Raw genomic sequence first — 26,651 nt, 5'->3', positions numbered from 1 at the left:
CTACCTCCGCACGTACAGGCGCAACGTGACGTAAGCGGTGATTCCGGACATCGCGACACCCAGCAGGACCAGCCACGGGGTGACGAAATACAGAATGTCCGCGTAGTTGACCTTCGCGATGAGGTTGGCTCGATAGAACTGGTCGAGAGCCTTCTCCAGGAACAGCGCCCGCACCACGATCAGGCCGCCGACCGCGAACACCACACCGATCAGCGCGGCGATCACCGCCTCGAGCAGGAACGGAAGCTGGGTGTACCAGCGGGTGGCACCGACCATGCGCATGATGCCGATCTCGGTGCGTCTGGTGTAGGCCGTGACTTGAACCATGTTGGCGATCAACAGAACCGCACCGATCGCTTGAACGACGGCCACGGCGAACGCCACGCTCGACAGCCCGTCGAGGACGGCGAACAACCGGTCGATGAGTTCCTTCTGGTTGAGCACGTTCAGCACGCCGGGCTGACCCTGCATCGCGGCGTCGAAGTCCTTGTGCTGCTCGGGATTGTCGAGCTTGACGATGAACGACGCCGGGAACGCGTCCTTGCTCGCCAGGTCCTTGAACTGAGGGTTCTTGGCGATCGCGTCGTTGTAGGCGTCGGCCTGGTTGAGGAAGCGCACCGACTTCACGTCGTCGCGGCCTTCGATCTTGGTGCGCAGCGCCTTGCACACGTCGCCGTCACAGGTCGGATCGTTGGCCGAGATGTCGTTGGTCAGGAACACCTGGCTCTCGACACGGTCGAGGTAGATGTGGCGGGACTGGTCGGCCAGTCGCAGCACCAGCAGGCCACCACCGAACAACCCCAGCGAGATCGCCGTGGTGACGATCATCGCCACGGTCATGGTGACGTTGCGGCGAAGTCCGGTGTAGACCTCGTTGATCAGGAAGCCGAAGCGCACTTAACGATCCATTCCGTAGACACCACGCTGCTCGTCGCGCACGAGCCGGCCCAGGGACAGCTCGACCACGCGCTGGCGCATGGAGTCGACGATGTGGTGGTCGTGGGTAGCCATCAACACCGTGGTGCCCGTCCGGTTGATCCGTTCGAGCAGGTCCATGATGTCCTTGCTGGTGTCGGGGTCGAGGTTTCCGGTGGGTTCGTCGGCGAGCAACACCAGGGGTCGGTTGACGAAGGCTCGGGCAATCGCCACGCGCTGCTGCTCACCGCCGGACAGTTCGGCGGGCAGCCGGTTGGCCTTGCCGGACAGGCCGACCATCTCCAGCACGTCGGGCACCACCTTGTTGATGGTGTCGGGCTTCTTGCCGATCACCTCCAGCGCGAAGGCGACGTTGTCGAAGACCGTCTTCTGCTGCAGCAGCCGGAAATCCTGGAACACGCAGCCGATCACCTGGCGCAGTTTCGGGATGTGCCGACCGGAGAGCTTGTTGACGTGGAACTTCGACACCTGGATCTCACCGGAGGTCGGCGTCTCCTCGGCGAGCAGCAGCCGCATGAACGTCGACTTGCCCGAGCCGGACGGACCGATGAGGAAGACGAACTCACCCTTGTCGATCTTGACGCTGACATTGTCGAGGGCTGGTCGAGCCGACGACTTGTACTGCTTGGAGACATGGTCAAGGGTGATCATCACGGCACGCCAGTGTAGCCCGCTGACAGCGTCGGCTACTGCGTCGGCGCGGCGGGCGTCGACATCGGCCCCTGCCCGGGCGCAGGTGACGGGGTGGGGCTCGGGCTGGGCGCGCCGGGTGCGGGCGGCACTCCGGGCAGCGCCGGGGTGGTCGCCGTCGGCGGTGTGGGCGACGTCGGGGTGGTCGGCGACGTCGGCGAGCTCGGAGTCTCCCCGGGCGATGTCGGCTCGGTGGCCGAGGTCGTCGTGGTCGGCGTCTCGCTGGTGGTCGTGGTGGTGGTCGTCGGCGTCTGGGTGCGCCGCTGGACGTCGGTGCGCGGCACCCAGGTGTAGGACGGATCGGGGATGAACCCGGGCGGAACGATCTGGGTGGCCGGGGCCTCGGGTTGGCTCTGCGGCTGGTAGGTCTCGTAGAGCCACCAGATGGCGATGAATGCGATCAGCAGCGCGGCGGTGGAGGTCCGCATGCGCCCGAAGATGTAGTTCGGCCAGCTGCGGCCCTCTTTGCGGCTCGGGATCAGCTTCACTTCTGCACCGGCCCCTGGGTTTCCTCGGCGCCGCCGGCGGTCGCCGGGTGCACCAGCGCCTCGACCATCGGTGCGCTGTCGCCGGGGCTGACGATGCCGGCCCGGTAGAGCGCGGCGATCACCAGCACGCGCAGCTTGCGGCCCACCTCGAACTGCTTACCGGGCAGCGTGCGCGCCACCATCCGCAGGTTCACGGTGTCGAGTTCGATGCTCTCCACACCCATCAGTTGTGGGGCGTCCAGCAGCAGGTCCTTGAGCCCGGGGTCGGCCATCGCGGTATCGGATACCCCGTGCAGCACCTGGTTCACCAGATTGAGGTCGGCGGTGGTCGGCACCGGGATGTCGATGACCGCCCGCGCCCAGTCCTTGGACAGGTTCTGGGTCTTGACGATCTGCCCGTTGGGGATCGTCAGCATCTCCCCCTCCGGCGATCGCAGCTTGGTCACCCGCAACGTGACGTCCTCGACCGTGCCGGTGGCCTCCTTGGCGATACCGGCCACGGTCAGCGACACCAGGTCACCGAAGCCGTACTGCTTCTCGGTGATGATGAAGAACCCCGACAGCAGGTCCTGCACGATGCGCTGGGCACCGAAACCCAGCGCCGCACCCAGCACGGCTGCCGGTGCGACCAACGAGCTCACCGGGATCGCCAGCACGTCGGTGACCTCGACGGCGACCATGACCGCCAGCAGGGCGATCGCGACGTAGGAGATCACCGAGGCGACGGCCTGGCGGTGTTTGGCGCTCTCGGAGCGCACCAGCGCGTCGCTTTCCCGGAAGTCGGCGTCGATGCGGCGGCTGATCCGCTGGGCGGCCCAGTTGATGAACCGCGCGGCCAGCAGCCCGCCGATGAGCAGCAGGGCGATCCGCAGCCCCCGGGTCAGGATCCATTCGCCGATGTCGCCATGCCAGAAGTCATGCCAACGCTGGGAGACGGAGATCGCCAGGAAGCTATTCGTCGTCATCTCGCCGGTTACGCCACCGGATCCCCGCCTCGAGGAACCCGTCGATGTCCCCATCCAGTACCGCCCCAGGATTGCCGACCTCGTATTCGGTACGCAGATCCTTGACCATTTGGTAGGGGTGCAGAACATAGGAGCGCATCTGGTTGCCCCAGGAACTGCCGCCGTCGCTCTTGAGGGCGTCCATCTCGGCGCGCTCTTCCAGACGCTTACGTTCTAGCAGTTTGGCTTGGAGCACGCGCATCGCGGAGACCTTGTTCTGCAGCTGCGACTTCTCGTTCTGGCAGGTCACCACGATACCGGTGGGGATGTGGGTGAGTCGAACAGCCGAGTCGGTGGTGTTGACCGACTGCCCGCCGGGTCCGCTGGAGCGGTAGACGTCGACGCGCAGGTCGGTTTCCGGGATCTCGATGTGGTCGGTGGTCTCCACGACCGGCAGCACCTCGACATCGGCGAACGACGTCTGACGCCGGTTCTGGTTGTCGAACGGGCTGATCCGCACCAGCCGGTGGGTGCCCTGCTCGACCGAGAGCGTGCCGTAGGCGTACGGGGCGTGCACGGCGAAGGTGGCGCTCTTGATCCCGGCCTCCTCGGCGTAGGACGTATCGAACACCTCGACCGGGTACTTGTGCTGCTCGGCCCAGCGGATGTACATCCGCATCAGCATCTCGGCCCAATCGGCGGCATCGACACCGCCCGCACCGGACCGAATGGTGACGACGGCCTCGCGCTCGTCGTACTCGCCGGACAGCAGGGTGCGCACTTCCATGGCCTCGACGTCGGCCTGCAGCGACTTCAGCTCGGCATCTGCCTCGGCCAGCGCATCGGCAGCTCCGGATCCCTCCTCTTCGGCGGCCATCTCGTAGAGCACCGGAAGGTCGTCGAGACGACTACGCAGACCCTCCACCCGGCGCAGCTCGCCCTGGGCGTGGGAGAGCTCGCTGGTGACCTTCTGAGCGTGGTTCTGGTCGTTCCACAGGTTCGGGTCGGCGGCCTCGTGTTCGAGCTTCTCGATCTTGGCGCGCAGCCCATCCACGTCGAGCACTCGCTCCACCGTGGTCAAGGTGGTGTCAAGGGCGGCGATGTCAGACTGTCGATCGAGGTCCACGGGTCCTCAGGTTACCGGCGGCGGCGCGTTGTGATCCACGGCGGTGTTCCGGGCAGTCGGCGGGCTGACGCGTTTACCATCACTGCTGTAACCAGGATGTGCGCCGCGCGACGTTGACGCGACGCTTCCCGACTGCGCCGCGCCAGCCCACTCGCGAGCAGTGCGGGCCGGACAGGAAGTTCGAAAATGCGTCCTTACTACGTCGCGATCGTCGGCGCAGGCCCTTCCGGATACTTCGCCGCGGCCTCGCTGCTGAAGTTCGCCGACGGGTCCGTCGCCGGCGGCGGACCCGACGTTCGGGTGGACATGCTGGAGATGTTGCCGACCCCGTGGGGGCTGGTGCGCTCGGGCGTGGCGCCGGACCACCCGAAGATCAAGTCGATCAGCAAGACGTTCGAGAAGACGTCCAGCGATCCTCGGTTCCGGTTCTTCGGCAACATCACCGTCGGCGAGGACGTCAGCGCGCAGGAGCTGACCGACCGCTACGACGCCGTGGTCTATGCGGTCGGCGCCCAGTCCGACCGGGCCCTGCACATCCCGGGTGAGGAACTGGCCGGAAGCGTCGCGGCCGTCGACTTCGTCGGCTGGTACAACGCCCATCCGCACTTCGAGGAGATGGCCCCGGACATCTCCGGCGGCCGCGCCGTCGTCGTCGGTGTCGGCAACGTCGCACTCGACGTCGCCCGGATTCTGGTCAGCGATCCCGCGGCGCTGGCCAACACCGACATCGCCGACCACGCCCTGAAGTGCCTGCACGACCGCGGCGTCGAGGAGGTGGTGATCCTGGGCCGGCGCGGTCCCCTGCAATCGACCTTCACCACCCTGGAGTTGCGTGAGCTCGGCGAGCTCGACGGGGTGGACGTAGTGGTGAACCCCGCCGACCTCGCCGATATCACCGACGAGGACGCCGAGGCGGCCGGCAAGCTGGCCCGGGCCAACATCAAGGTGCTGCGCGACTACGCCGAGGGCACCCGGCACGAGGGCAACCGCCGCATCGTGTTCCGGTTCCGCACCTCACCGATCGAGATCCTGGGCGACGATCGAGTCGAGTCAATCGTGTTGGGGCGCAACGAACTCGTCACCGATGACGGCCGGGTGGTGGCCAAGGACACCGGTGAGCGCGAGACGCTGCCCGTCGCGTTGGTGGTTCGCGCGGTGGGTTACCGCGGGGTGCCGGTGCCGGGCCTGCCGTTCGACGACCCCGCCGGCACCATCCCGCACGAGGAGGGCCGGATCACCGGGCGCGCCAACGAATACGTGGTCGGTTGGATCAAGCGGGGACCCTCCGGGGTGATCGGGTCCAACAAGAAGGACTCCGCGGACACCGTCGAGACGCTCGTCGCCGATCTGGCGGGCGCGGCGTTGCGTGACGTCGGCCCCGACCACGCCGACGACCTCGTCGCCTGGTTGGCCGAACGGCAGCCGCATCTGGTGACCGACGACCACTGGCAGGTCATCGACGCCCATGAACGCTCGGCCGGCGAACCGCACGGCCGGCCTCGGGTGAAGATCGCCAACGTCGCGGAGATGCTGCGCATCGGTCGCGGCTAGGACGATCGGCTACGCCGACGTGCTGGTGCGGCACAGCCGATCGTCGTCGGAGACCACGCTGGGTGTCACCGAGAGTCCGCTGACCGGTCCGGCGGCCCGAGCGATCAGCGGCGTGCACGCTGCCGCCAGGGCGAGGCCCGCGGAAGCCATGACCACTCCGAACGGTCCGGCGGCGTCGGCGACCACGCCGCCCAGCGCGGTACCCATCGCACCACCGACCAGAGCGCCGCTGTTGAGCCAGCCGAACGCTTCGGCGGCCGACTCCTCATCGGTCTCGTGCGAAACCATCACGTAGAGCGCCGCCAGCGCCGGGGCGAATCCCAGGCCCGAGCCGAACAGTGCGGCCAGCTGCAGCCAGTAGCTGTCGGCCAGGCCGAACATCACGGTGCCCAGCGCCACACCCATGAGGGCGAGCACCAACCCGCGCACGCCCAGGCGCCGATGGCCGAGCACCACGCCACCGATCAGCGAACCGACGCTGGCCGCGGCAAGTGCCATTCCGGCGGAGATTTTGTTCTCGCCGAACAGGGCCAGAACGCCGACCTCCAGCGCCATGAACGAGGCAACCAGCGCCAGGCTGGCCACCATCGCCAGGATCACCGACGGCTGGGTCAGGACCTTGCCGAACGCGGCGCCGCTGCGGGCGATCCGCGGCCGGAAACGGCGGGCGCTGAGCAGGAACCACAACGTTCCGACCACGGTGACGGCACCGGAGAACACCAGCGGGATCGACGTCGACACAGCCGAGGCCAGGAAGGTCGCGGCGACCGGGCCGACCACCCAGATCAACTCCTGGGCGGTGGTGTCGAGAGCGAACAGCGCCCGCAGACCGTCACCGGGCACCATCTGCGGGTAGAGGGCCCGGACAGCGGGCAGCAGCGGCGGCACCGAGGCGCCGACCAGGAAGCCCAGCGCCATGAGCACCGGTGCGGAGGCGTCGGCGAAGGCCAGCACGGCCATCGAGACGCCGTTGACCAGCGCCGCGGTCACCAGGATGGGCGTCATGCCCACCCGTCCGAGCAGACGGGCCGTCACGGGCATGGCCAGGGCCTCGCCGATACTGCACGCGGCGACCACAGCGCCACCGACCGCGTAGGACCCGGTCCGGTCCTGGACGTGCAACAGAATCGCCAGCGACAACAGACCCAGGGGCAGGCGCGCGAACAGCTGTGACGCGGTCACCCCCACCACACCTGGCACTCTGATGAGCTCCATGTAGGCCCGCACTGGTATCACTCCCTCACTCGTTCTGGATGCTCCAACTGTACCGTCCGGACGGTACAGTTGGAAACCGAATAACGCGGTACGCGTGGACGACGAATTAGACTTGCCGCGATGACGACCTCGCGCGAGCGCATTCTCGATGCGTACGCCGACGTGCTCACGGTCGACGGGGAACGTCATGCCACCCTCGAGGCGGTGGCCGCCCGGGCCGGGGTGTCCAAGGGCGGATTGCTCTATCACTTCCCCAGCAAGGACCAGCTCTCCGAGGCGTTGTGCGACCGTCTGGTCGCCCTGGCCGCCGACGACGTCGAGGCGATGCGGACCTCCGCCGACGGACCGGCCCGACACTACATCCGCACCTCACACTATGCCGACACCCCGCTGGACCGGACGTTCGTCGCGGTCGCACGCCTACAGCAGGCCGGTGACCCCAGAGCCCGCGCGGCGATCAGGCAGATCTCGGAACAGTGGCTCGACACCCTCGACGAGGCTCTCGGCGACCGCGACGCCGCCCGCGCGATCAAGCTGATCGGCGACGGCCTCTACCACAACGCGATGTCCAGCACGCTGGGCGGCCAGCACCCGCAGGCCGAGGTCGACGAAGGTCTGCTGGCCGTTATCGACCGGCTCAGCGGCGCGCGTTCGGAGGCCCCGAACCCCTAGTGCGGTTCGGCCGGTGCGAAGAACCAGTTGTCCGGATTCTTCGGCGAGTACACCACCGGGATGAGCTGGCCCATGGTCGGCCAGCTGTTCACGTCGACGGCCATCCGCTGATAGACCACATGCTCGTTGACGGTGGGACCGTTGATCACGCCGCTGATGGTGACGAACTGCTCCCCCTCGGCGTCGGGGCGCGGACTGACGCCGGTGACCAGCAGCGTCCCCTGCGCCATCTCCCCGCGGGGACCCCGGCGCATCAGGCGTGGCCCGAGAACCAGAACCAACGCCCCGATGATCAGCAGCAGCACCGCGAATTCCCACATGCCGCCATGGTAGGACTGCAGCCATGAGCGGCGAGGATGTGCAGGCAGACCTGACAGTGGCACTGGAACTGGCGAAGCGGGCCGATGCGATCACCCTGGACCGGTTCGGTGCGCTGGACCTGCGCGTCGACACAAAACCCGATCTGACCCCAGTGACCGACGCCGACGAGGCGGTCGAGGCCGACGTGCGGGCGGTGCTGGCCCAGCAGCGGCCCGACGATGCCGTCCTCGGCGAGGAATACGGCGGGACCGCAGCCTTTCAGGGCAGACAGTGGGTGATCGACCCGATCGACGGCACCAAGAACTTCGTGCGCGGTGTGCCCATCTGGGCCAGCCTCATCGCCCTGCTGGAGGACGGCGTTCCGGTGGTCGGCGTGGTGAGCGCCCCGGCCCTGGGACGGCGCTGGTGGGCGGGGCGCGGCCTGGGCGCCTACGCGGCCGCCGGCGAGGCGCAGCCGCGGCGGATCACGGTGTCGGGAGTCGCCGATCTGGCCTCGGCCAGCCTGTCGTTCTCGAGCCTGTCCGGGTGGGCCGATCTCGGGCTGCGGGAGAACTTCATCGGTCTGACCGATGCGGTGTGGCGGGTCCGCGGTTACGGCGACTTCCTGTCGTACTGCCTGGTGGCCGAGGGCGCGGTGGATATCGCCGCAGAACCCGAGGTCAAGCTGTGGGATCTGGCCCCGTTGGACATCCTGGTACGCGAGGCCGGCGGCCGGTTCACCAACCTCGCCGGCGCCGACGGCCCGCATGGCGGCAACGCGGTGGCGAGCAACGGACTGCTGCACGACGCGACGCTGTCGCAGCTGTCCGGCGTGTGAAATAGCTAACAGGATCTTCGTACCTTACTCCAGAGTAAGATACGGTGGCGTCAGCGTGATCAGCACCGCCCACCACCTATGAGGCTGCCGATATGACCAACACCCTTCCGTCCAAGCCGAAAAGCGCCCGCGCCCGCGACAGCGCCGTCGGCACCTACAAGCACAAGCGCTCTGCCACCGACATCGGCCTGGCGCTCATCACTCCCCTGCTGGGCCAGGAGTTCCTGGACCGCTACAACCTTCGCGATCCCCTCAACCGGGGTCTGAAGTACGGCGTCAAGCAGGCCTTCTCCACCGCCGGGGCCACCACCCGGCAGTTCAAGAAGATCCAGGGCCTGGGCAAAGAGCCCACCCGCCTGCGCCCGAGTGGGGCCGACTACTTCGACCTGACCCCCGACGACGACCAGAAGATGATCGTCGAGACGGTCCGTGAGTTCGCCGAAGAGATCCTCCGTCCGGCGGCTCACGACGCCGACGAGGCCGCCGCCTACCCCGCCGATCTGATCGCCAAGGCCGCCGAGCTGGGCATCACCGCGATCAACGTCCCGGAGGACTTCGACGGGATCGCCGAGCACCGCACCACGGTGACCAATGCCCTTGTGGCCGAGGCGCTTTCGTACGGTGACATGGGGCTGGCCCTGCCGATCCTGGCACCGGGCGGGGTGGCCTCGGCACTGACCCACTGGGGTAGCGCCGACCAGCAGGCCACCTATCTCAAGGAGTTCGCCGGCGAGAACGTGCCGCAGGCCTGTGTCGCGATCGCCGAGCCGCACGCGTTGTTCGATCCCACCGCGCTGAAGACCACCGCGGTGCGCACCCCCAGCGGCTACCGGCTCGACGGCGTCAAGTCGCTGGTGCCTGCCGCGGCGGAAGCCGAATTGTTCATCGTGGCAGCCCAACTCAACGGCAAGCCCGCGTTGTTCATTGTCGAGGCCTCGACCGCCGGGGTGACGGTGAAGGCGGACCGCAGCATGGGAATCCGGGCCGCGGCCCTCGGCCAGGTCGAACTGGACAAGGTCACCGTCCCGCTCTCGGCTCGCCTCGGCGAGGACGGCGCTGCTGACAGCGACTACTCGGAGGCCATCGCGCTCTCGCGGCTGGGCTGGGCCGCGCTGGCGGTAGGCACCTCGCACGCGGTGCTCGACTACGTGATCCCCTACGTCAAGGAGCGGGAAGCGTTCGGGGAACCCGTCGCCCGCCGCCAGGCGGTGGCGTTCATGTGTGCCAACATCGCCATCGAGCTCGACGGCCTGCGGCTGATCACCTGGCGGGGCGCCTCCCGCGCCGAGCAGGGTCTGCCGTTCGCCCGCGAGGCCGCCCTGGCCAAGAAATTCGGCTCCGACAAGGCCATGCAGATCGGGTTGGACGGCGTCCAGCTGCTCGGCGGCCACGGATACACCAAGGAACACCCGGTCGAGCGCTGGTACCGCGATCTGCGGGCCATCGGCGTCGCCGAGGGCGTCGTGGTGCTCTGAAGTCCTCTAACGAACGGAAAAGACTCTCATGGCAATCAATCTCGAAATGCCGCGCAAGCTGGAAGCCGTGATCGAGATGGCACACCAGGCCGCCGCGGAGATGCTTCGCCCGATCTCCCGCAAGTACGACCTCAACGAGCACGCCTACCCGGTCGAGCTCGACACCCTGGCGACCCTGTTCGAGGGGCTCTCCGAGGCCGACACGGTATCGTTCGCGGGCACTGACGCCTTCCGCGACAGCGATGCCGGGCCGAAGGGAAACGTCAACGGCGGCAACATGTCCGCGCTGTTGAACTCCTTGGAGATCTCCTGGGGTGATATCGCCCTGCTGCTCTCGGTGCCGCGCCAGGGCCTGGGCAACGCCGCGATCGCCGGGGTGGCCACCGACGAACAGCTGGAGCGACTCGGCAAGAACGTGTGGGCGGCGATGGCCATCACCGAACCATCGTTCGGCTCGGACTCCGCGGCCGTCTCGACGACAGCCGTACTCGACGGTGACGAGTATGTGATCAACGGCGAAAAGATCTACGTCACCGCAGGATCCCGGGCCAGCCATATCGTGGTGTGGGCGACGCTGGACAAGTCGAAGGGCCGCGCTGCGATCAAGTCCTTCATCGTGCCGCGGGAGTACCCGGGCGTCACCGTGGAGCGGCTCGAGCACAAGCTCGGCATCAAGGCCTCCGACACCGCCGCGATCCGCTTCGAGAACGTCCGCATCCCGAAGGACAACCTGCTCGGCAGCCCGGAGATCCAGGTCGAAAAGGGCTTCGCCGGGGTGATGGAGACCTTCGACAACACCCGTCCGATCGTCGCCGCCATGGCCGTCGGGGTGGCGCGCGCCGCCCTGGAGGAACTGCGCACCCTGCTGGCCGAGGCCGGCGTGGAGATCGACTATGACAAGCCGGCACACGCGCAGAGCGCGCCGGCGGCGGAGTTCCTGCGGATGGAGGCCGACTGGGAGGCCGGCTACCTGCTGACCGTGCGGTCGGCGTGGCAGGCCGACAACTCGATCCCGAACTCCAAGGAAGCCTCGATGGGCAAGGCCAAGGCCGCCAGGGTGGCCAGCGACATCACCCTCAAGGCAGTCGAAATGGCCGGAACCACAGGGTATTCCGAGCAGACACTGCTGGAGAAGTGGGCGCGCGACTCGAAGATCCTGGACATCTTCGAAGGCACCCAGCAGATTCAGCAGCTGGTGGTGGCCCGCCGGTTGCTCGGGTTGTCGTCCACCGAGCTGAAGTAGTCAGGCGACCGCGTTCAGTTCCTGGCGGGTTTGCTCGTCGAGTTCGATGTCGGCGACGGCCAGGTTCTCTTCGAGGTGGCCCAGCGAGGACGTGCCGGGGATCAGCAGCACGTTGTCGGCCACACCGAGCGTCCACGCCAGCGCAATCTGCGCCGGGGTGTAGCCGAGCCGCTGGGCGGTCTCCTCGATGAGCGGATGGGTCAGCACCGGATTGACCTCGGTGAAGGCCGAGCCCAGCGGGAAGAACGGCACGAACGCAATGTCGCGGGCGATGCACTCGTCGAGCACCGCCTGCGAAGAGCGGTCCACCAGGTTGAACGGGTTTTGCACGCAGACGATCTCGGTGATCTCCAAGGCGTGCAGCAGCTGCTCGTAGCTGACGTTGCTCAGCCCGACGCCGCCGATCAGGCCGTCATCGCGGGCGGTGACCATCGCGCCGATCTGGTCGGTGAACAGCTGACTGGGTTCGTCCTCGCCGAGCACCCGCAGGTTTACCGCGGCCAGGTGGTCGACGCCCAGGCTGCGGAGGTTCTCCTCGATGCCGGCGCGCAGCCGGTCTGGTTGGGCATCGGGCAGCCAGTCACCGGTGTCGTCGCGGCGCGCCCCCACCTTGCTGACCAAGGCCAGACCGCCCGGGTAGGGATGCAGCGCTTCGCGGATCAGTTCGTTGGCCACGTCCGGTCCGTAGAACTGCGCGGTGTCGATGTGGTCGACGCCCGCATCGACGGCGCGGCGCAGCACCGCCAGAGCCTCGTCGCGGTCCCGCGGCGGACCGAACACCCCCGGCCCCGGTAATTGCATGGCACCGAATCCGACGCGATGGACGTCGTAGCCGGCCAACGGAAAGCGTGTCATGGGAGTCTCCATCCGCCATTAAGAGTTGATGTCAAATGATTTGATATCAAACTATAGTGCCCAGCCGCTAAGCTCCTGTCAACACAGGAGGTGACTACCCATCGCTGACCACCGCCAACGCGCCACCGAGCTTGCCGATGCGTTCGGCCGCGCCAGCAAGACACTCGTGCGAGCCCTCGACGAGCGCCTGGGCGATCAAGGTGTGTCCACCCCGCGTTCCAAGGTTCTGTTCGAGGTGAGCAGGCGGGGCCCGGTCCGTCTCACGGACCTGGCGCGTGTGGTCGGCATCACCCAGGGCACCGCGTCCACCCTCATCGAGGCATTGGCCCGCGAAGGTCTCATCGAGCGGCAAGCCGACGACTCCGACCGGCGCGTGACCCTGCTGCAGACCACCGCCGCCGGACAACGCCAGGCCGAAGCCTGGGCAGCCGCCTACAGCAGCGCCGCGGAAGAAGTGTTTGCCGTCCTATCGGGCGCAGAGCAGGTGATGCTCACCGAGCTGTTGCATCGCCTGGCCGACTCGATCGACGGCTGAGTCCCGCGACAGTAACGCCACGGCGGTCGATCGGGCCGTGCAGCGCCGTGAGGTTACTGTCGGCGAACCGCCAACCGCCCGGAAACACAGAAGCGGGCCGCCGGCTGATGCCGACGGCCCGCTCCTTGTCAGTTGTCTCAGGCAGCGCCGAGAACGCGCTGCAGATCCGGCTTCATGGCCTGCAGTTCGCGACCCCAGTACGCCCAGCTGTGGGTGCCGTTATCCGGGAAGTTGAACACACCGTTGGTGCCACCGGCCGCGAGGTAGTTGTCGCGGAAGGTGATGTTCGTCCGGATGGTCAGGCTCTCGAGGAACGTGGCCGGGACGTCGCCGCCACCGAGCTCGTTCGGCTTGCCGTTGCCGCAGTAGACCCAGATGCGGGTGCCGTTGGCGACGATCTTGGGGATCTGGACCATCGGGTCGTTGCGCTGCCACGCGTTGTTCGGATCGCCGGTGGGCAGCCACATGTCGTCAGCCTTGAAGCCGCCGGCGTCACCCATCGAGATGTTGATCAGGAACGGCCACCAGCCCTCGGAGGGGTTGAGGAAGCCGGACAGCGATGCGGCGTAGACGAACTGCTGCGGGTGGTAGACCGACAGGATCAGCGACGCGGAGCCCGCCATCGACAGACCGACGGCGGCGTTACCGGTCGGCTTGACGCTCTTGTTGGCCTGCAGCCACTGGGGCAGTTCCTGCGTCAGGAAGGTTTCCCACTTGTAGGTCTGGCAGCCGGTCTTGCTGCACGCGGGCCGGTACCAGTCCGCGTAGAAGCTGGATTGGCCGCCGACGGGCATCACGATCGACAGGCCCGAGTCGAGGTACCACTCGAAGGCCTGGGTGTTGATGTCCCAGCCGTTGTAGTCGTCCTGGGCCCGCAGACCGTCCAGCAGGTAGACCGCCGGAGAGTTGGCGCCACCACTCTGGAACTGGATGCGGATGGTGTGGCCCATACCGGCCGAGGGCACGTCCAGGTACTCCACCGGCAGACCGGGGCGCGAGAACGCTCCCGCCGTAGCCGATCCGCCCACCAGACCGACCAGGCCCGGCAGCGCCGCCGTCACAACGGCAGCGATCGCGAATCGACGCGGCCACCCGCGCACCTTGTCGAACAGGGATTTCACCAATCCACCCCAGCTTTCTATGACCCCGGCTTGTTGGGACTGCACAGACGAGTAAAACACGTCGTCGGGAAGCAGTGAAAGTCGGCGGCGTGGCGCTTTCGCGTTTCGGCTCTTGTCAGCGCGTCAAACGAAAACTAATGTCACTTTTAGTTTTCTGCCTGACCGCACCCCCTCGCCCACCTCGGGAGATTCCATGGAATCGTTCACCCACCTGCGCAAAGGTAAGACTCCGCACCGGGTCCACGCCGATCTCGACGGCCTGAAGGACGACGAGCTGGGCCGGGGTGGATTCACCGGACGGACGGCCAATATCTATCGGCGCCACGATCCCACCGAATTTCGGGCCGCAGGCCCGTTACGACCTGTGGATGTGCTGGCAAGTGAACTCACACCCACCGACGCCACCGACCCGGCCGGCACGCCCCTGTTGTTGTTCTCCAACGCCGACTGCCGCATCTTCCTCAGCCGCCGCAGTCACGCCATGCCGTTTCACGTCCGCTACGTCGACGGTGACCTGCTGTGCTTCGTCCACGAGGGTTCCGGGCGCCTGGAGACCGAGTTCGGGCCGCTGGACTACCGCGCGGGCGACTGGATCTATCTCCCGAAGGCGTGCACGTGGCGACAGGCGCCAGCCTCGAAGACAGACCCAGCCCCCAGCACATTGCTGATGATCGAGGCGGCCGACGAGTTCCGCGTGCCGCCGCCGGGCCCGCTGGGCCGGCACTGGCCGTTCGACCCGGCCCAGGCCGTCATCCCCGAGCCGGAGGCGATCGAGAACGACGGCCACGACAACTATGAGGTGCGGCTCTATCACCGGCCGATCGACGACGTGCAGACGACAACACTGATCTACCCGCACCATCCGATCGACGTCGAAGGCTGGCGCGGCGACAACTACGCCTTCACCTTCCACATCGACGACTACAACGTCATCACCTCCGACAGCGTCCACCTGCCACCGATGGTGCACCTCTTCATGGAGGCCACCGGTGTCTACGTGTGCAACTTCCTGCCCAAGCCGGCCGAGACCGTCCCGGGCACCGAGCGCACACCCTGGTATCACCGCAACGTCGACTTCGACGAGATCGCCTTCTTCCACGGCGGCTCGCTCTATGGCATCCCGATGCCGCCCGGATTGATCAGCCACGCCCCGCAGGGCGTGCACCACGGCGCTCCGGAGAAGGCCCGCGAGCGCGCCCGCCGCAAGTTCGACGAGTACGCCCACGTCGACTGGCAGGTCATCGCCATCGACACCCGCCGGCGACTGGTGCCGTCCGCTGAGGTGCTGGCCAACGATCTGGGGCAGCACTGATGGCGACTCCGGTGCAGCGGGCCTACGAGCGGATCCCGTATCTGATTGCCTACCAGAATGATTCGGGCGTCCGCGACGTCTACGGCGGTGTCGCCGAGCTGGTCGTGCTGGAAAGCTATCTGCTCAAGCCGACGACGCCCTCAGATACCGTGCTGGTGTTCATGCACCCGATCGGTGGCGGCGCCTACCTGCCGATGATCAATGCCCTGGCCCGGGCCGGCCACCACGTCATCTACTGCAACAGCCGGTTCCGCGGCACCGACTCCGCGCTGCTGATGGAGAAGGTGGTCCAGGACCTCGGCGAGGCGATCAAGGACGCCAAGAATCGGCTGGGCTACACCAAGGTGGTGCTGGCCGGCTGGAGCGGCGGTGGCTCGCTGTCGCTGTTCTATCAGCAGCAGGCCCAGAATCCGACGGTCACCGCCAGCCCGTCCGGCGACGGCCCCGATCTGACCACGCTGGGCTTGATCCCCGCGGACGGCATCATGCTGCTGGCCGCGCACATCAGCAGGCACGGCACGCTGACGGAGTGGCTGGACGCCTCGATCCTCGACGAGTCCGACCCGTCCCGGCGGGATCCCGAGCTCGATCTCTACGACCCGGACAACCCCAACCAGCCGCCCTACACCCAGGAGTTCCTCGAGCGCTACCGGCAGGCGCAGATCGATCGCAACCGCCGAATCACCGCGTGGGTCAAGGGCAAACTGGCCGGGCTGAAACGCAGCGGCCGGCCGGATGAGGAGTTCGGCTTCGTCGTGCACGGCACCATGGCCGATCCTCGCTGGCTGGACCCGACCGTCGACCCCAACGACCGCACCCCCGGCACCTGTTATCTGGGCGATCCCGCCGTGGTGAACATGAGTCCGGTGGGGTTGGCCCGGTTCTGCTCGCTGCGCAGCTGGCTGTCGCAGTGGAGTTATGACGATGCCCACGGTGACGGTGTGGAATGCGGCCGCGACCTCGCCGTCCCCGCGTTGGTCATCGGCAATCTGGCCGACGACGCCTGCACACCGAGTCACACCCGCCGGCTGTTCGAGGCCATCGGACATCCGGACAAGGAGATGTACGAGATCGCCGGGGCCAACCACTACTACTCCGGACCCGACCAGCGTGAGACGCTGGCCAAGGCGGTCAGCGTGGTGACCGATTGGCTGGTGCGGCACGATTTCGCGAAGGCGGACTAGGTGATACCTGAGCGCAGGACGAAGAGTCGGAACACCACCCCACCGAAAGGTGCGCTCGACGGTATCCGGGTCATCGAGGTGGGCACTCTCATCTCGGGCCCGTTCGCGGGCCGACTACTCGGCGACATGGGCGCCGACGTCATCAAGATCGAACCGCCCGGCTCCCCCGACCCGCTGCGCACCTGGGGGCAGGCCGAGGTCGACGGCCACCATTTCTTCTGGACGGTGCACGCCCGCAACAAGAGGGCCGTCACCCTGAACCTGCGGGAGCCCCGCGGCCGGGAACTGTTCCTCAAGCTGGTGGAGCGCTCGGACATCATCGTGGAGAACTTCCGGCCCGGCACCCTGGAGAAGTGGGGGCTCGGGTACGACGTTCTGCGCCACCACAACAAGGGCATCATCCTGGTCCGGGTCTCCGGCTACGGCCAGACCGGACCCGACGCCGACAAGGCGGGATACGCCTCGGTCGCCGAGGCGGCCAGCGGCCTGCGGCACATGAACGGCTTTCCCGGCGGGCCGCCGCCGCGGCTGGCCCTGTCGCTCGGCGACAGCCTGGCCGGGATGTTCGCCGCCCAGGGCGCCCTGGCCGCGCTGTACCGGCGCACCGTCACCGGCGAGGGCCAAGTGGTCGACACCGCGCTCACCGAAGCCTGCCTGGCCGTCCAGGAATCGACGATCCCGGACTACGACATGGGCGGAGTGGTGCGAGGACCGTCCGGCACCCGGCTGGAAGGCATTGCGCCATCGAACATCTACCGCAGCGCCGACGGCAGCTGGGTGGTGATCGCGGCCAATCAGGACACGGTGTTCCGCCGATTGTGCGCCGCCATGGGTCAGCCGGAACTGGCGACCGACAGCCGCTTCGTCGACCATGGCGCCCGCGGTCGCAACCAGGACGAGCTGGACAAGATCATCGGCGACTGGGCCGCGCAGCGGCAGCCCGACGACATCATCGAGACGCTGAGCGACGCCGGGGTGATCAGCGGACCGATCAACACCGTCGCCGAGGTGGTGCGCGACCCCCAGCTGCAGGCCCGCGGCATGCTGGTCGAGCATTACGACGAGGGCATCGGCCGAAATGTGTTGGGCCCCGGCGTTATCCCGGTGCTGTCCGAGACGCCGGGCGGCGTGCGCAATGCCGGACCGGCCAAGCCCGGCCAGCACAACGGCGAGGTATACGGAGACCTGTTGGGGCTCAAGGCTTCAGAGATCGCCGACCTCGAGTTTCAGGGGGTACTGTGAGCGAGCTGCCCGCACACGTCACCATCCGCGAGGTCGCACTGCGCGACGGCCTGCAGATCGAGGCGCCGATTCCCTTGAGCGCCAAGCTGGATCTGCTCGCCGCGATCGCGGCCACCGGTGTCCGCGAGGTGGAGGCCACCGCCTTCGTCTCCCCCACCAAGGTTCCCGCACTGGCCGACGCCCCCGAGTTGGCCGCTCGGCTGTCGGACTACCCCGACATCGAGTTCTCCGCGCTGGTGGCCAGCCCCAACGGCGCGAAGCGAGCCATCGCGGCGGGTCTGCGCTCCCTGGAGTACGTGGTGTCGGCCGCCGACGGGCACAGCCGCGCCAACGTGGGGCGCAGCAGCGCGGAGGCCACCGAGCAGATCGCCGAGATCGTCGCGATCGCCCATCCCTGCGAAGTCACCGTCGAGGTGATCATCGCCACCGCATGGGACTGCCCGTTCGACGGGCCGACGCCACCGCAGCGGGTGCTCGACATCGTCGACGCCGCATGCGATTACGGTGCCGACCGGCTGGCGATCGCCGACACGATCGGCACGACGACACCCGGCCGGGTCACCGCACTGGTGCATCAGGTCCGGCCACGGATCGGGGATCTGCCCCTGGGTGCGCACTTCCACAACACCCGCGGGGCCGGCCTGGCCAGTGCCTACGCCGCCGTCGCCGCCGGAGTGACCCGGCTGGATTCCTCGGTCGGCGGCCTGGGTGGCTGCCCGTTCGCCCCCGGCGCCAGTGGCAATATCGCCACCGAAGATCTCGCTTACCTGTTGCGGGACAGCGGTATCGACACCGGCGTCGACCTGACGGCCGCCATCGCAGCGGCCCGGGTGGCGCGGGACGCCGTCGGGCATGAATTGCCCAGCGCGCTGTTACGCGCCGGAGACCGGATTCTGTCGTGACGGCGGTGTCGACCCGGGTGGACCGCTGGCTGTGGTCGGTCCGGCTGGCCAAGACCCGGCCGGACGCCGCCGCCGCGTGCCGAGGTGGGCATGTCCGCATCAACGACCGGTTGGCCAAGCCGTCGTCCCTGGTGTCCCCCGGTGACGAGGTGCGCGCCCTGATCGGCAGTACGGCTCGGATCGTCGTCGTGACACGGGTGATCCAGAAGCGGGTCGGGGCCGCGGACGCGGTGACCTGTTATCTCGATCGCACGCCGGCGCCACCGCCGGTATCAGCCGTGCCGGTGGCCGCCCGTGACCGCGGTTCGGGCCGGCCCACCAAGCGTGAGCGCCGCGTTCTGGACAAATGGCGCGCGGGCCTGCGGTGACACGGCCTACCACGGCCGCGCGAACACTGAGTAGCAAGGGCCGCCAGACTCAGCAGGCCATCGAGCACGCTGCTCGAACGTTGTTCGCCGAACGCGGTTTCCACGGAACCACGCTGTCCGACATCACCTCCGCGGCGGGCAAGTCCCCGGCGGTGTTCTACCGCTATTTCGTCGATAAGGAAGACCTGTTGGCGGCGCTGGCCGAAGAGTTCCTGCATGACGTGGTGCTGCCGTCGGGCCTGCGGGTACACCTTCCGGAGTCCCCGCGGGACGACGGCTTCTTTCACGCGGTGGTCCGGGCGTACTGGGAGATGTTCAAGCCGAACATCGGGATCATGGTGGGCATCGACCAACTGTCCGCCACCGACCCACGGTTCGCGGCCCTGCAGAACCAGTTTCGCCAGTTCGGCATCGACATCGTCGCGGCCTCCGTGCGGCGCGCCCAGGAGCAGGGCCACGCCGCAACGCTGAATGCCGACCACACCGCGCTGGCGATCGCGCTGCTGTTCGAACAGTTCACCACCGCGTGCCTGCGTCCGGACACCGCTGGCCTGGGGCTTCGGCTCACCGACGCCGAGGCTATCGCGACCTTGTCCACCATTTGGCAGAAGACCCTCTACGGACCCTGAAGAGCAAGGAGATCACTGTGGATTTCGAACTGCCCGAACATCTTCCGCCGCTACTGGCCGAAATGGACGAGTTCATCGAGGCCGAGATCAAGCCTCTCGAACGCGAGCACATGCAGTACTTCGACCAGCGTCGCGAGTTCGCCCGCACTGACATCGACAACGGCGGCGTCCCGCGACGGGAATGGGAGGACCTGCTCGACGAGATGCGCCGACGAGCCGACAAGGCGGGCTGGTTGCGGTATGGGCTGCCGTCGAAGTTCGGCGGTCGTGACGGCAGCAACCTGGACATGGCGGTGATCCGGGAACACCTGGCGCACAAGGGTCTCGGGCTGCACAACGACCTTCAGGACGAGTCGTCCATCGTGGGTAACTTCCCCCAGGTCATCATGATGGACCGGTTCGGTACCGACGCGCAGAAGAGGGACTGGATCGAGGCCATGCTGACCGGCACCCGCTCCATGGCCTTCGGACTGACCGAACCGGCCCACGGCTCGGATGCCACCTGGCTGGAGACAACGGCCGAGCGCGATGGAAACGACTGGGTGATCAACGGCACCAAGAGGTGGAACACCGGCGTGCACCGCGCCACCCACGATCTGGTGTTCGCCCGCACCTCCGGGGACCCCGGGCAGGCCCGCGGTATCACTGCGTTCCTGGTTCCCTGCGACGCAGAGGGCTTCGAGGTCCCCTTCTATTGGTGGACGTTCAACATGCCCAGCGACCACGCCGAGGTGGAGCTGCGCGATGTGCGGGTTCCCGCCGACGCGATCCTCGGCCCCGTCGACCACGGCCTCGAAGTGGCCCAAACCTTCCTGCACGAGAACAGGATCCGGCAGGCCGCGAGCAGTCTCGGCGCCGCCCAGTACTGCATCGACCGCGCTGTCGAATATGCCGGACAGCGGGTCACGTTCGGCAAGCCGCTGTCGGTGAACCAGGCCATCCAGTGGCCGCTGGTGGAGCTGCAGACCGAGGCGCAGATGGTCCGGTTGCTCGTCCGCTATGCCGCCTGGGAACTGGACCGCAACCACCACCTGGAGGTCTCCGACAAGGTGTCGATGGCCAATTACCGGGCCAATCGTCTGGTGTGCGAGGCCGCCGACCGGGCCATGCAGGTCCATGGCGGGATCGGCTACAGCCGCCACGAACCGTTCGAGCACATCTATCGTCACCACCGGCGCTACCGGATCACCGAGGGCGCCGAGGAGATCCAGATGCGCCGGGTGGCCCAGCGGATGTTCAAGTTCGGCAAGCCGGCCCGCTGACATGGCCGCCGAACAGCTCGCCGCCGACCTGACGGCCGTGCTACGCCCGCTGTTGGGTGACGCCACCGAGGTGGTGAACCTGACGGCGCTCACCGGCGGGGCCAGCCGCACCACGTGGTCGTTCCAGGCCCGGACCGGATCGACCCGCCGCCGGCTGATCCTGCGGACGGGGTCACCCGACGACGTGCATGCGGGGATGGAACTCGAGGCCGCGGTGCAGGCGTCGGCGGCTGCGGCGGGTGCACCAGTACCCACCGTGCTGACGGCCTCCGATTCTGCTGCCGCACTGGGCAATCCGTTCCTGATCTGTGACGAGATCGCCGGTGAGACCATCGTGCGGCGCATCCAGCGGGCTCTGGACGACGACGGCAGGAACGCCCTGCTGCACCAGTGCGCGGCCGCCCTTGCCGCGATCCACCGGGCCCGCACCGACGCCCCTGGGCTGGCCGTGCAGGACCAGCTCGATGAATGGCGCCGTCGCCTGGACGACATGGGCGACACCACAGCCACATTCGAATGGGCATTCCGCTGGCTGGCCGACAACCGCCCACCACGCTCCCCCGCGGTGTTGGTGCACGGCGACTACCGGATGGGCAACCTCATCATCGACGGTTCCACCCTGGCCGCCGTGCTGGACTGGGAACTGGTGCATATCGGCGAGGTCTACGAGGACCTGGCCTGGTTCTGCATCCGCGCCTGGCGGTTTGGTGCACCGGCCCGTCTGGCCGCCGGGGGCCTGGGCGGCATCGACGAGTTCATCGCGGCCTACGAGGCGGCCGGTGGGCCCGTCGTCGACCGGGACGCCCTGCGTTGGTGGTTGGTCTTGGCGACACTGCGGTGGGGGGTGATCTGCCGGTTTCAGGCCGAACGCCACCTGTCTGGACACACCCGGTCGGTGGAGCTGGCCGCAATCGGCCGACGAGTGTGTGAAACCGAGTGGGACGTCCTGGATCTGCTGGAGGGTGTGTCATGAGTGGGCTCAACGGACGGCCCACCGCCGCCGAATTGGTCGCCGCCGTCGCCGAGTTCCTCGAAGGTGACGTGCGGGCCAACACCACCGGGTCGGTCAATTTCCACGCTCTGGTGGCTGCCAACGCACTGCGCACCGTCGAACGCGAACTACTCGACGACACCGCGGACCAACCGCTGAGCGCACTGGCCCGAATCGGCTACCCCGACGAGAGCGCACTGGCCGCGGCGATCCGCTCCGGTGACCTCGATGGCCGCGCCGATGAGGTGCTGCGGTGTCTGCGGGCACTCGTGGGACACCGGCTGGCCATCGCCCATCCCGGGTACGACGGCGCCGACGCCGGGCTGTCATGAGCAAGGACCCGATTCTCGAGGTCGCCGACCGGTTGTTCGCCGCGATCGAACGCGGCGATATCGCCGCGCTGACGGCGATGTGGGCCGACGACGTGATGGTGTGGCGGCAGGGCGGCGGCCGGGAACGCGACAAGTCGCGCGCACTCGCCGTCATCGAGTGGTTGGTCGATGCGACCGCGCGGCGGCGCTACGAGGTGCTGGACCGCCAGGTGTTCGACGGCGGGTTCGTCCAGCAGCACCTCCTGCACGTCACCACCGCTCGGGGCGCGGAAGTGGCGCTGCGGGCGTGTCTCGTGATCAAGTTGAGCGAGCATGGCTTGATCCGGCGGATCGACGAGTACCTCGACCCCGCCGAACTGAACCCGTTGTTGGCGTGATTCACCCGGAGGCGACATGACCGTCCTGCAATCGTTGACCGAGACTCCGGGCATCTGGACGCTGGATCCAGCGCGTTCGACGCTGCGCTTCAGCAACAAGACCTTCTGGGGGCTGGTGAACGTCAAGGGCGAATTCACCGATGTGAGCGGTCAGGGTGAGATCGCGCCGAACGGCGCGGTATCCGGTCATCTCGAGGTGCCGGTGGCGTCGCTGCGCACCGGCATCGGCAAACGCGACCACCACCTCCGCTCGGCCGACTTCTTCGACGCCGACGCGCATCCCACCCTGCGTGTCGTGGTCACCGGCGCCGAACCGACCGATACCGACGCCGTCGACCTGCGCGCCGAGATCACGGTGCGCGGCACCACCGCGCCGCTGCCGTTGACCGCGACCCTCGACCGTGTGGGCGACGACGCTGTGCGGGTGACCGCACAGACCACCGTCGACCGCACCAGGTTCGGCGTGGGTGGCACGCAACTGGGCATGCTGCCGGTCACCACGACCCTGACGGCCGATCTCGTCTTCACCCAATAGTGATTTCGGCGCGGTTGTCGTTGCCTAGCGACGACAACCGCGCCGAAATCACCGGATTCGCAGTAGCATCGGCGGCGTGTCCGGCTCCGTCGCGCGGCCCCTCAGTGTCCTGGTGTACAGCAGCAATGCCCGCACCCGGGAGCAGGTGCGGCTGGCGCTGGGCAAGCGGGTGCACCCCGAACTGCCGGAGCTCACCTACACCGATGTCGCCACCGGTCCGATGGTGGTGGCGCTGATGGACCGTGGCGGATTCGACCTCGTCATCCTCGACGGGGAGGCCGCCCCGGTCGGCGGGCTGGGTCTGGCCAAGCAGCTCAAGGACGAACTCGACCACTGTCCTCCGGTGCTGGTGCTGACCGGCCGTCCGGATGATGCCTGGCTGGCCAACTGGTCGCGAGCCGAGGCTGCGGTGCCGCATCCGATCGACCCGATCCGGCTCGGCGAGGCGGTCGTGGGTTTGCTGCGCGCGCCAGTCCAGTAACCCGAACGCCAATTCAACTGTCGCCCTTGCCGTCTCGATCGAGGCGGACCGCGCTCAGTTCTTGAAGTCATCCTAACGAAAACGTGTAGACCCACGTCACAAGATCGCTACGCTGTGTCTTACCTCACATCGACACCTCGAGCGAGGAGTGGCAAGCGGTATGAGTCTTTACACACCCATCCTGGTGCTGGGAGCCATTGCGGCGGGTTTCGCGGTGGTGTCGGTGGTCATCGCCCTGGTGATCGGTCCCCGGCGGTTCAACCGAGCCAAACTCGAGGCCTACGAATGCGGTATCGAACCGGTCGCCGGTGACGCGAGCGGACAGCGGTTCCCGATCAAGTACTACCTGACGGCAATGCTGTTCATCGTCTTCGACATCGAGATCGTCTTCCTCTACCCGTGGGCGGTGGCGTTCGACCAGCTGGGCACCTTTGCGCTGGTGGAGATGCTGATCTTCATGGCGACGGTGTTCGTGGCCTACGGGTACGTGTGGCGGCGGGGCGGCCTGGAATGGGACTAGAGGAGCAGCTGCCCGGCGGCATCCTGCTGTCGACGGTGGAAAAAGTCGCCGGGTTCGTCCGCAAGGGATCGCTGTGGCCGGCGACGTTCGGGCTGGCGTGCTGTGCGATCGAGATGATGGCGACGGCCGGCCCGCGGTTCGACATCGCCCGGTTCGGGATGGAGCGGTTCTCGGCCACTCCGCGGCAGGCCGATCTGATGATCGTGGCGGGGCGGGTGAGCCAGAAGATGGCTCCGGTGCTGCGACAGGTGTACGACCAGATGGCCGAACCGAAATGGGTGTTGGCGATGGGTGTGTGCGCCTCCAGCGGGGGGATGTTCAACAACTACGCGGTGGTACAGGGCGTGGATCACATCGTGCCCGTCGACATCTACCTGCCGGGTTGTCCGCCGCGACCGGAAATGCTGCTGCACGCGATCCTGACGCTGCACGCCAAGATCGCCGAGATGCCGCTGGGGGTGCACCGCGAGGAGGTGGTCGCCGCCGCCGAGCAGGCCGCGCTGTCGGTGACTCCGACCATCGAGCTCAAGGGTCTGCTGCGGTGAGCGACCCCGAGAAAGAAGTCATCGGCGTGCGCCGCGGCATGTTCGGGATCAACGGCAGCGGCGACACCTCCGGGTACGGCCGTCTGGTCCGGGAGGTCGCCCTTCCGGGCAGCACACCACGCCCGTACGGCGGCTACTTCGACGAGGTTGTCGACCGACTCGCCGCCGTCCTCGGTGCCGATACGTTCGGGGCCGCCGTCGAGCGCGTCGTGGTGTTCGGCGACCAGTTGACGTTGGACATCGAACGCCGGCACCTGCCCGCTGTGGCAGCCGCATTGCGCGATGACGAAGCGCTGCGGTTCGAGTTGTGTTGCGGGGTTTCGGGTGTGCACTATCCGCAGGACTCGGGCCGGGAGTTGCACGCCTTCTATCCGTTGATGTCGATCACGCACAACCGGCGGGTGCATCTGGAGGTGGCCTGCCCGGACGCCGATCCCCATATCCCGTCGCTGTTTTCGGTGTATCCGACCTGCGATTGGCATGAACGCGAGACCTACGACTTCTTCGGGATCGTGTTCGACGGCCATCCCGGGCTGACACGCATCGAGATGCCCGACGACTGGGTGGGCCACCCACAGCGCAAGGACTATCCGCTGGGCGGAATCCCGGTGGAATACCACGGCGCCCAGATTCCCCCACCCGACGAACGCAGGTCGTATCACTGATGAGCGCATCTATCGACGACGGTGACGGCGTGGTCGTCCTGGGCGGTCAGGACTGGGACGAGTTGGTGGCCGCCGCACGCTCGGGTGAGGCCGGTGAGCGGATCGTGGTCAACATGGGTCCGCAGCACCCGTCGACACACGGGGTGTTGCGGCTGATCCTGGAGATCGAGGGCGAGACGGTCACCGAAGCCCGGTGCGGGATCGGCTATCTGCACACCGGGATCGAGAAGAATCTGGAGTACCGGACCTGGACCCAGGGCGTGACGTTCGTGACCCGGATGGACTATCTGTCGCCGTTCTTCAACGAGACGGCGTATTGCCTTGGGGTGGAACGTCTTCTGGGCATCACCGACGATATTCCCGAGCGGGCGACGGTGATCCGGGTGCTGCTGATGGAACTCAACCGGATTTCCTCGCATCTGGTGGCGCTGGCCACCGGTGGTATGGAGCTGGGCGCGATGTCGCCGATGTTCTTCGGCTTCCGCGATCGCGACCTGATCCTGTCGTTCTTCGAGGCGGTGACCGGGCTACGGATGAACAATGCCTACATCCGGCCCGGCGGGGTGGCCGCGGACCTGCCCGAGGACGCCGAGAGCCGGCTCGCCGAATTGCTGGCCGTGCTGCCGGGCCACCTCGACGAGCTCGGCGACCTGCTCACCGAAAGTTATATCTGGAAGGCCCGCACCCAGGGCATCGGCTATCTGGATCTGACCGGTTGCATGGCGCTGGGCATCACCGGGCCGGTGCTGCGCTCCACCGGTCTGCCGCACGACCTGCGCAAGTCCCAGCCGTACTGCGGCTACGACAGCTACGACTTCGACGTCATCACCGATACCGGTGCCGACTGCTACGGGCGGTATCTGATCCGGGTCAAGGAGATGTACGAGTCGATCAAGATCGTGCGCCAATGTCTGGACCGGCTGGAGCCGGGACCGGTGATGATCACCGACAAGAAGCTCGCCTGGCCGGCGGATCTCAAGCTGGGCCCCGACGGGCTCGGTAACTCCCCCGCGCACATCGCCAAGATCATGGGCACCTCGATGGAAGGCCTGATCCACCACTTCAAGCTGGTCACCGAGGGCTTCCGCGTCCCGGCCGGGCAGGTCTACACCGCGGTGGAATCCCCGCGCGGGGAGCTCGGCGTGCACATGGTCTCCGACGGCGGAACCCGACCCTATCGCGTGCACTACCGCGACCCGTCGTTCACCAATCTGCAAGCGGTGGCGGCGATGTGCGAGGGCGGCATGGTCGCCGACGTGATCGCCGCGGTGGCCTCGATCGACCCGGTGATGGGAGGCGTGGACAGGTGAGAGCCCG

At 67.3% G+C, this 26,651-nt stretch carries 31 protein-coding genes; 22 read left to right on the top strand and 9 right to left on the bottom strand.

Features of this window, described 5'->3' with window-relative positions; translation table 11 throughout:
- From ftsX to prfB, 5 genes are read right to left on the bottom strand one after another with little or no spacing between them, the layout of a single operon-like run.
- Positions 1-897 (bottom strand): permease-like cell division protein FtsX, encoded by an 897-nt coding sequence (gene ftsX / locus G6N35_RS00335; protein ID WP_163802293.1) that lies wholly within the window; start codon positions 895-897, stop codon positions 1-3.
- Positions 898-1,587, bottom strand: a complete 690-nt coding sequence (ftsE, locus tag G6N35_RS00330) for a cell division ATP-binding protein FtsE (RefSeq protein ID WP_163807374.1) — start codon at positions 1,585-1,587, stop codon at positions 898-900.
- Between the two features lie 35 nt (positions 1,588-1,622).
- Positions 1,623-2,114 (bottom strand): Rv3103c family proline-rich protein, encoded by a 492-nt coding sequence (locus G6N35_RS00325; protein ID WP_163802292.1) that lies wholly within the window; start codon positions 2,112-2,114, stop codon positions 1,623-1,625.
- Positions 2,111-3,079, bottom strand: coding sequence for a mechanosensitive ion channel family protein (locus G6N35_RS00320; RefSeq protein ID WP_163802291.1), 969 nt, complete (start codon positions 3,077-3,079; stop codon positions 2,111-2,113). The genes G6N35_RS00325 and G6N35_RS00320 overlap by 4 nt, the downstream gene beginning before the upstream one ends.
- The gene (gene prfB / locus G6N35_RS00315; RefSeq protein ID WP_163802290.1) at positions 3,066-4,184 is read right to left on the bottom strand and encodes a peptide chain release factor 2; all 1,119 of its coding nucleotides are present in this window, start codon (positions 4,182-4,184) and stop codon (positions 3,066-3,068) included. Before prfB ends, G6N35_RS00320 begins: the two co-directional genes overlap by 14 nt.
- A gap of 186 nt (positions 4,185-4,370) precedes the next feature.
- On the opposite strand from prfB, the gene G6N35_RS00310 reads away from it, so the two are divergent.
- A complete protein-coding gene (locus G6N35_RS00310; RefSeq protein ID WP_163802289.1) occupies positions 4,371-5,735 on the top strand; it encodes an FAD-dependent oxidoreductase in 1,365 nt (454 codons plus the stop codon).
- 9 nt (positions 5,736-5,744) lie between these two features.
- Here the strand turns inward: G6N35_RS00310 and G6N35_RS00305 are convergent, their stop codons facing one another.
- Entirely contained in the window at positions 5,745-6,917 is a 1,173-nt protein-coding gene (locus G6N35_RS00305; protein ID WP_246224148.1) for an MFS transporter, read from the bottom strand.
- 153 nt (positions 6,918-7,070) lie between these two features.
- Between G6N35_RS00305 and G6N35_RS00300 the strand changes: the two genes are divergently transcribed.
- Complete coding sequence (locus G6N35_RS00300; protein ID WP_163802287.1) at positions 7,071-7,622, top strand: TetR/AcrR family transcriptional regulator; 552 nt, start codon at positions 7,071-7,073, stop codon at positions 7,620-7,622.
- Here G6N35_RS00300 and G6N35_RS00295 read toward each other — a convergent pair.
- On the bottom strand, positions 7,619-7,942 hold the full coding sequence (locus G6N35_RS00295) for a hypothetical protein (RefSeq protein ID WP_163802286.1): 324 nt from the start codon (positions 7,940-7,942) through the stop codon (positions 7,619-7,621). The genes G6N35_RS00300 and G6N35_RS00295 overlap by 4 nt on opposite strands.
- A 23-nt stretch (positions 7,943-7,965) precedes the next feature.
- Between G6N35_RS00295 and hisN the strand changes: the two genes are divergently transcribed.
- The 3 genes from hisN (at position 7,966) to G6N35_RS00280 (ending at position 11,478) form a co-directional block, all read left to right on the top strand.
- Complete coding sequence (hisN, locus tag G6N35_RS00290; RefSeq protein ID WP_163802285.1) at positions 7,966-8,760, top strand: histidinol-phosphatase; 795 nt, start codon at positions 7,966-7,968, stop codon at positions 8,758-8,760.
- A gap of 92 nt (positions 8,761-8,852) precedes the next feature.
- On the top strand, positions 8,853-10,235 hold the full coding sequence (locus G6N35_RS00285) for an acyl-CoA dehydrogenase family protein (protein ID WP_163802284.1): 1,383 nt from the start codon (positions 8,853-8,855) through the stop codon (positions 10,233-10,235).
- 28 nt (positions 10,236-10,263) lie between these two features.
- The gene (locus G6N35_RS00280) at positions 10,264-11,478 is read left to right on the top strand and encodes an acyl-CoA dehydrogenase family protein (protein WP_163802283.1); all 1,215 of its coding nucleotides are present in this window, start codon (positions 10,264-10,266) and stop codon (positions 11,476-11,478) included.
- Here G6N35_RS00280 and G6N35_RS00275 read toward each other — a convergent pair whose 3' ends face one another.
- On the bottom strand, positions 11,479-12,333 hold the full coding sequence (locus G6N35_RS00275) for an oxidoreductase (protein ID WP_163802282.1): 855 nt from the start codon (positions 12,331-12,333) through the stop codon (positions 11,479-11,481).
- A 166-nt stretch (positions 12,334-12,499) separates the two neighbouring features.
- Here G6N35_RS00275 and G6N35_RS00270 point away from each other — a divergent pair, with 166 nt between their 5' ends.
- Entirely contained in the window at positions 12,500-12,868 is a 369-nt protein-coding gene (locus G6N35_RS00270; protein WP_246224147.1) for a MarR family winged helix-turn-helix transcriptional regulator, read from the top strand.
- 137 nt (positions 12,869-13,005) lie between these two features.
- On the opposite strand, the gene G6N35_RS00265 is transcribed toward G6N35_RS00270, so the two are convergent.
- A complete protein-coding gene (locus G6N35_RS00265) occupies positions 13,006-13,989 on the bottom strand; it encodes an esterase family protein (protein ID WP_163802281.1) in 984 nt (327 codons plus the stop codon).
- Positions 13,990-14,182: 193 nt separating this feature from the next.
- On the opposite strand from G6N35_RS00265, the gene G6N35_RS00260 reads away from it, so the two are divergent.
- From G6N35_RS00260 to nuoD, 16 genes are all read left to right on the top strand, one after another.
- A complete protein-coding gene (locus G6N35_RS00260; protein WP_163802280.1) occupies positions 14,183-15,301 on the top strand; it encodes a homogentisate 1,2-dioxygenase in 1,119 nt (372 codons plus the stop codon).
- The gene (locus G6N35_RS00255; RefSeq protein ID WP_163802279.1) at positions 15,301-16,485 is read left to right on the top strand and encodes an alpha/beta hydrolase family protein; all 1,185 of its coding nucleotides are present in this window, start codon (positions 15,301-15,303) and stop codon (positions 16,483-16,485) included. Before G6N35_RS00260 ends, G6N35_RS00255 begins: the two co-directional genes overlap by 1 nt.
- A gap of 3 nt (positions 16,486-16,488) precedes the next feature.
- Positions 16,489-17,727 (top strand): CaiB/BaiF CoA transferase family protein, encoded by a 1,239-nt coding sequence (locus G6N35_RS00250; protein ID WP_163807372.1) that lies wholly within the window; start codon positions 16,489-16,491, stop codon positions 17,725-17,727.
- Positions 17,724-18,629 carry a hydroxymethylglutaryl-CoA lyase gene (locus G6N35_RS00245; protein ID WP_163802278.1) on the top strand — a complete coding sequence of 302 codons (906 nt, stop codon included), beginning with the start codon at positions 17,724-17,726 and terminating at the stop codon, positions 18,627-18,629. Before G6N35_RS00250 ends, G6N35_RS00245 begins: the two co-directional genes overlap by 4 nt.
- Entirely contained in the window at positions 18,626-18,997 is a 372-nt protein-coding gene (locus tag G6N35_RS00240) for an RNA-binding S4 domain-containing protein (protein ID WP_246224146.1), read from the top strand. Before G6N35_RS00245 ends, G6N35_RS00240 begins: the two co-directional genes overlap by 4 nt.
- Positions 18,994-19,626, top strand: coding sequence for a TetR/AcrR family transcriptional regulator (locus tag G6N35_RS00235; protein WP_170313103.1), 633 nt, complete (start codon positions 18,994-18,996; stop codon positions 19,624-19,626). The genes G6N35_RS00240 and G6N35_RS00235 overlap by 4 nt, the downstream gene beginning before the upstream one ends.
- A gap of 17 nt (positions 19,627-19,643) precedes the next feature.
- Positions 19,644-20,888 (top strand): acyl-CoA dehydrogenase family protein, encoded by a 1,245-nt coding sequence (locus tag G6N35_RS00230; protein ID WP_163802276.1) that lies wholly within the window; start codon positions 19,644-19,646, stop codon positions 20,886-20,888.
- A gap of 1 nt (position 20,889) precedes the next feature.
- Complete coding sequence (locus G6N35_RS00225; RefSeq protein ID WP_220098500.1) at positions 20,890-21,861, top strand: phosphotransferase family protein; 972 nt, start codon at positions 20,890-20,892, stop codon at positions 21,859-21,861.
- Entirely contained in the window at positions 21,858-22,211 is a 354-nt protein-coding gene (locus tag G6N35_RS27080; RefSeq protein WP_220098499.1) for a DUF6285 domain-containing protein, read from the top strand. Before G6N35_RS00225 ends, G6N35_RS27080 begins: the two co-directional genes overlap by 4 nt.
- Positions 22,208-22,588, top strand: a complete 381-nt coding sequence (locus G6N35_RS00220) for a nuclear transport factor 2 family protein (RefSeq protein ID WP_163802275.1) — start codon at positions 22,208-22,210, stop codon at positions 22,586-22,588. The genes G6N35_RS27080 and G6N35_RS00220 overlap by 4 nt, the downstream gene beginning before the upstream one ends.
- 16 nt (positions 22,589-22,604) lie before the next feature.
- Entirely contained in the window at positions 22,605-23,123 is a 519-nt protein-coding gene (locus G6N35_RS00215) for a YceI family protein (protein ID WP_163802274.1), read from the top strand.
- 76 nt (positions 23,124-23,199) lie between these two features.
- On the top strand, positions 23,200-23,604 hold the full coding sequence (locus G6N35_RS00210; protein WP_246224145.1) for an Rv3143 family two-component system response regulator: 405 nt from the start codon (positions 23,200-23,202) through the stop codon (positions 23,602-23,604).
- Positions 23,605-23,764: 160 nt separating this feature from the next.
- Positions 23,765-24,124, top strand: coding sequence for an NADH-quinone oxidoreductase subunit A (locus tag G6N35_RS00205; protein WP_163802273.1), 360 nt, complete (start codon positions 23,765-23,767; stop codon positions 24,122-24,124).
- On the top strand, positions 24,115-24,669 hold the full coding sequence (locus tag G6N35_RS00200; protein ID WP_163802272.1) for a NuoB/complex I 20 kDa subunit family protein: 555 nt from the start codon (positions 24,115-24,117) through the stop codon (positions 24,667-24,669). Before G6N35_RS00205 ends, G6N35_RS00200 begins: the two co-directional genes overlap by 10 nt.
- Positions 24,666-25,334, top strand: coding sequence for an NADH-quinone oxidoreductase subunit C (locus G6N35_RS00195; RefSeq protein WP_163802271.1), 669 nt, complete (start codon positions 24,666-24,668; stop codon positions 25,332-25,334). Before G6N35_RS00200 ends, G6N35_RS00195 begins: the two co-directional genes overlap by 4 nt.
- A complete protein-coding gene (gene nuoD, locus G6N35_RS00190; protein ID WP_163802270.1) occupies positions 25,334-26,644 on the top strand; it encodes an NADH dehydrogenase (quinone) subunit D in 1,311 nt (436 codons plus the stop codon). The genes G6N35_RS00195 and nuoD overlap by 1 nt, the downstream gene beginning before the upstream one ends.
- The last annotated feature ends 7 nt before the right edge of the window (positions 26,645-26,651 follow it).

This window comes from Mycolicibacterium anyangense (genome assembly GCF_010731855.1).
Taxonomy (GTDB): Bacteria; Actinomycetota; Actinomycetes; order Mycobacteriales; family Mycobacteriaceae; genus Mycobacterium; species Mycobacterium anyangense.
Note: the sequence above shows the minus strand (reverse complement) of the source record. Positions and strands in the feature narration are given on the sequence as shown.

Bases quoted from the DNA above. Each gene is read 5' to 3' on its own strand.
- ftsE (WP_163807374.1), bottom strand. From the start codon at position 1,587: ATGATCACCCTTGACCATGTCTCCAAGCAGTACAAGTCGTCGGCTCGA.
- G6N35_RS00320 (WP_163802291.1), bottom strand. From the start codon at position 3,079: ATGACGACGAATAGCTTCCTGGCGATCTCCGTCTCCCAGCGTTGGCAT.
- G6N35_RS00310 (WP_163802289.1), top strand. From the start codon at position 4,371: ATGCGTCCTTACTACGTCGCGATCGTCGGCGCAGGCCCTTCCGGATAC.
- G6N35_RS00300 (WP_163802287.1), top strand. From the start codon at position 7,071: ATGACGACCTCGCGCGAGCGCATTCTCGATGCGTACGCCGACGTGCTC.
- G6N35_RS00295 (WP_163802286.1), bottom strand. From the start codon at position 7,942: ATGTGGGAATTCGCGGTGCTGCTGCTGATCATCGGGGCGTTGGTTCTG.
- hisN (WP_163802285.1), top strand. From the start codon at position 7,966: ATGAGCGGCGAGGATGTGCAGGCAGACCTGACAGTGGCACTGGAACTG.
- G6N35_RS00285 (WP_163802284.1), top strand. From the start codon at position 8,853: ATGACCAACACCCTTCCGTCCAAGCCGAAAAGCGCCCGCGCCCGCGAC.
- G6N35_RS00280 (WP_163802283.1), top strand. From the start codon at position 10,264: ATGGCAATCAATCTCGAAATGCCGCGCAAGCTGGAAGCCGTGATCGAG.
- G6N35_RS00275 (WP_163802282.1), bottom strand. From the start codon at position 12,333: ATGACACGCTTTCCGTTGGCCGGCTACGACGTCCATCGCGTCGGATTC.
- G6N35_RS00260 (WP_163802280.1), top strand. From the start codon at position 14,183: ATGGAATCGTTCACCCACCTGCGCAAAGGTAAGACTCCGCACCGGGTC.
- G6N35_RS00255 (WP_163802279.1), top strand. From the start codon at position 15,301: ATGGCGACTCCGGTGCAGCGGGCCTACGAGCGGATCCCGTATCTGATT.
- G6N35_RS00225 (WP_220098500.1), top strand. From the start codon at position 20,890: ATGGCCGCCGAACAGCTCGCCGCCGACCTGACGGCCGTGCTACGCCCG.
- G6N35_RS27080 (WP_220098499.1), top strand. From the start codon at position 21,858: ATGAGTGGGCTCAACGGACGGCCCACCGCCGCCGAATTGGTCGCCGCC.
- G6N35_RS00220 (WP_163802275.1), top strand. From the start codon at position 22,208: ATGAGCAAGGACCCGATTCTCGAGGTCGCCGACCGGTTGTTCGCCGCG.
- G6N35_RS00215 (WP_163802274.1), top strand. From the start codon at position 22,605: ATGACCGTCCTGCAATCGTTGACCGAGACTCCGGGCATCTGGACGCTG.
- G6N35_RS00205 (WP_163802273.1), top strand. From the start codon at position 23,765: ATGAGTCTTTACACACCCATCCTGGTGCTGGGAGCCATTGCGGCGGGT.
- G6N35_RS00200 (WP_163802272.1), top strand. From the start codon at position 24,115: ATGGGACTAGAGGAGCAGCTGCCCGGCGGCATCCTGCTGTCGACGGTG.
- nuoD (WP_163802270.1), top strand. From the start codon at position 25,334: ATGAGCGCATCTATCGACGACGGTGACGGCGTGGTCGTCCTGGGCGGT.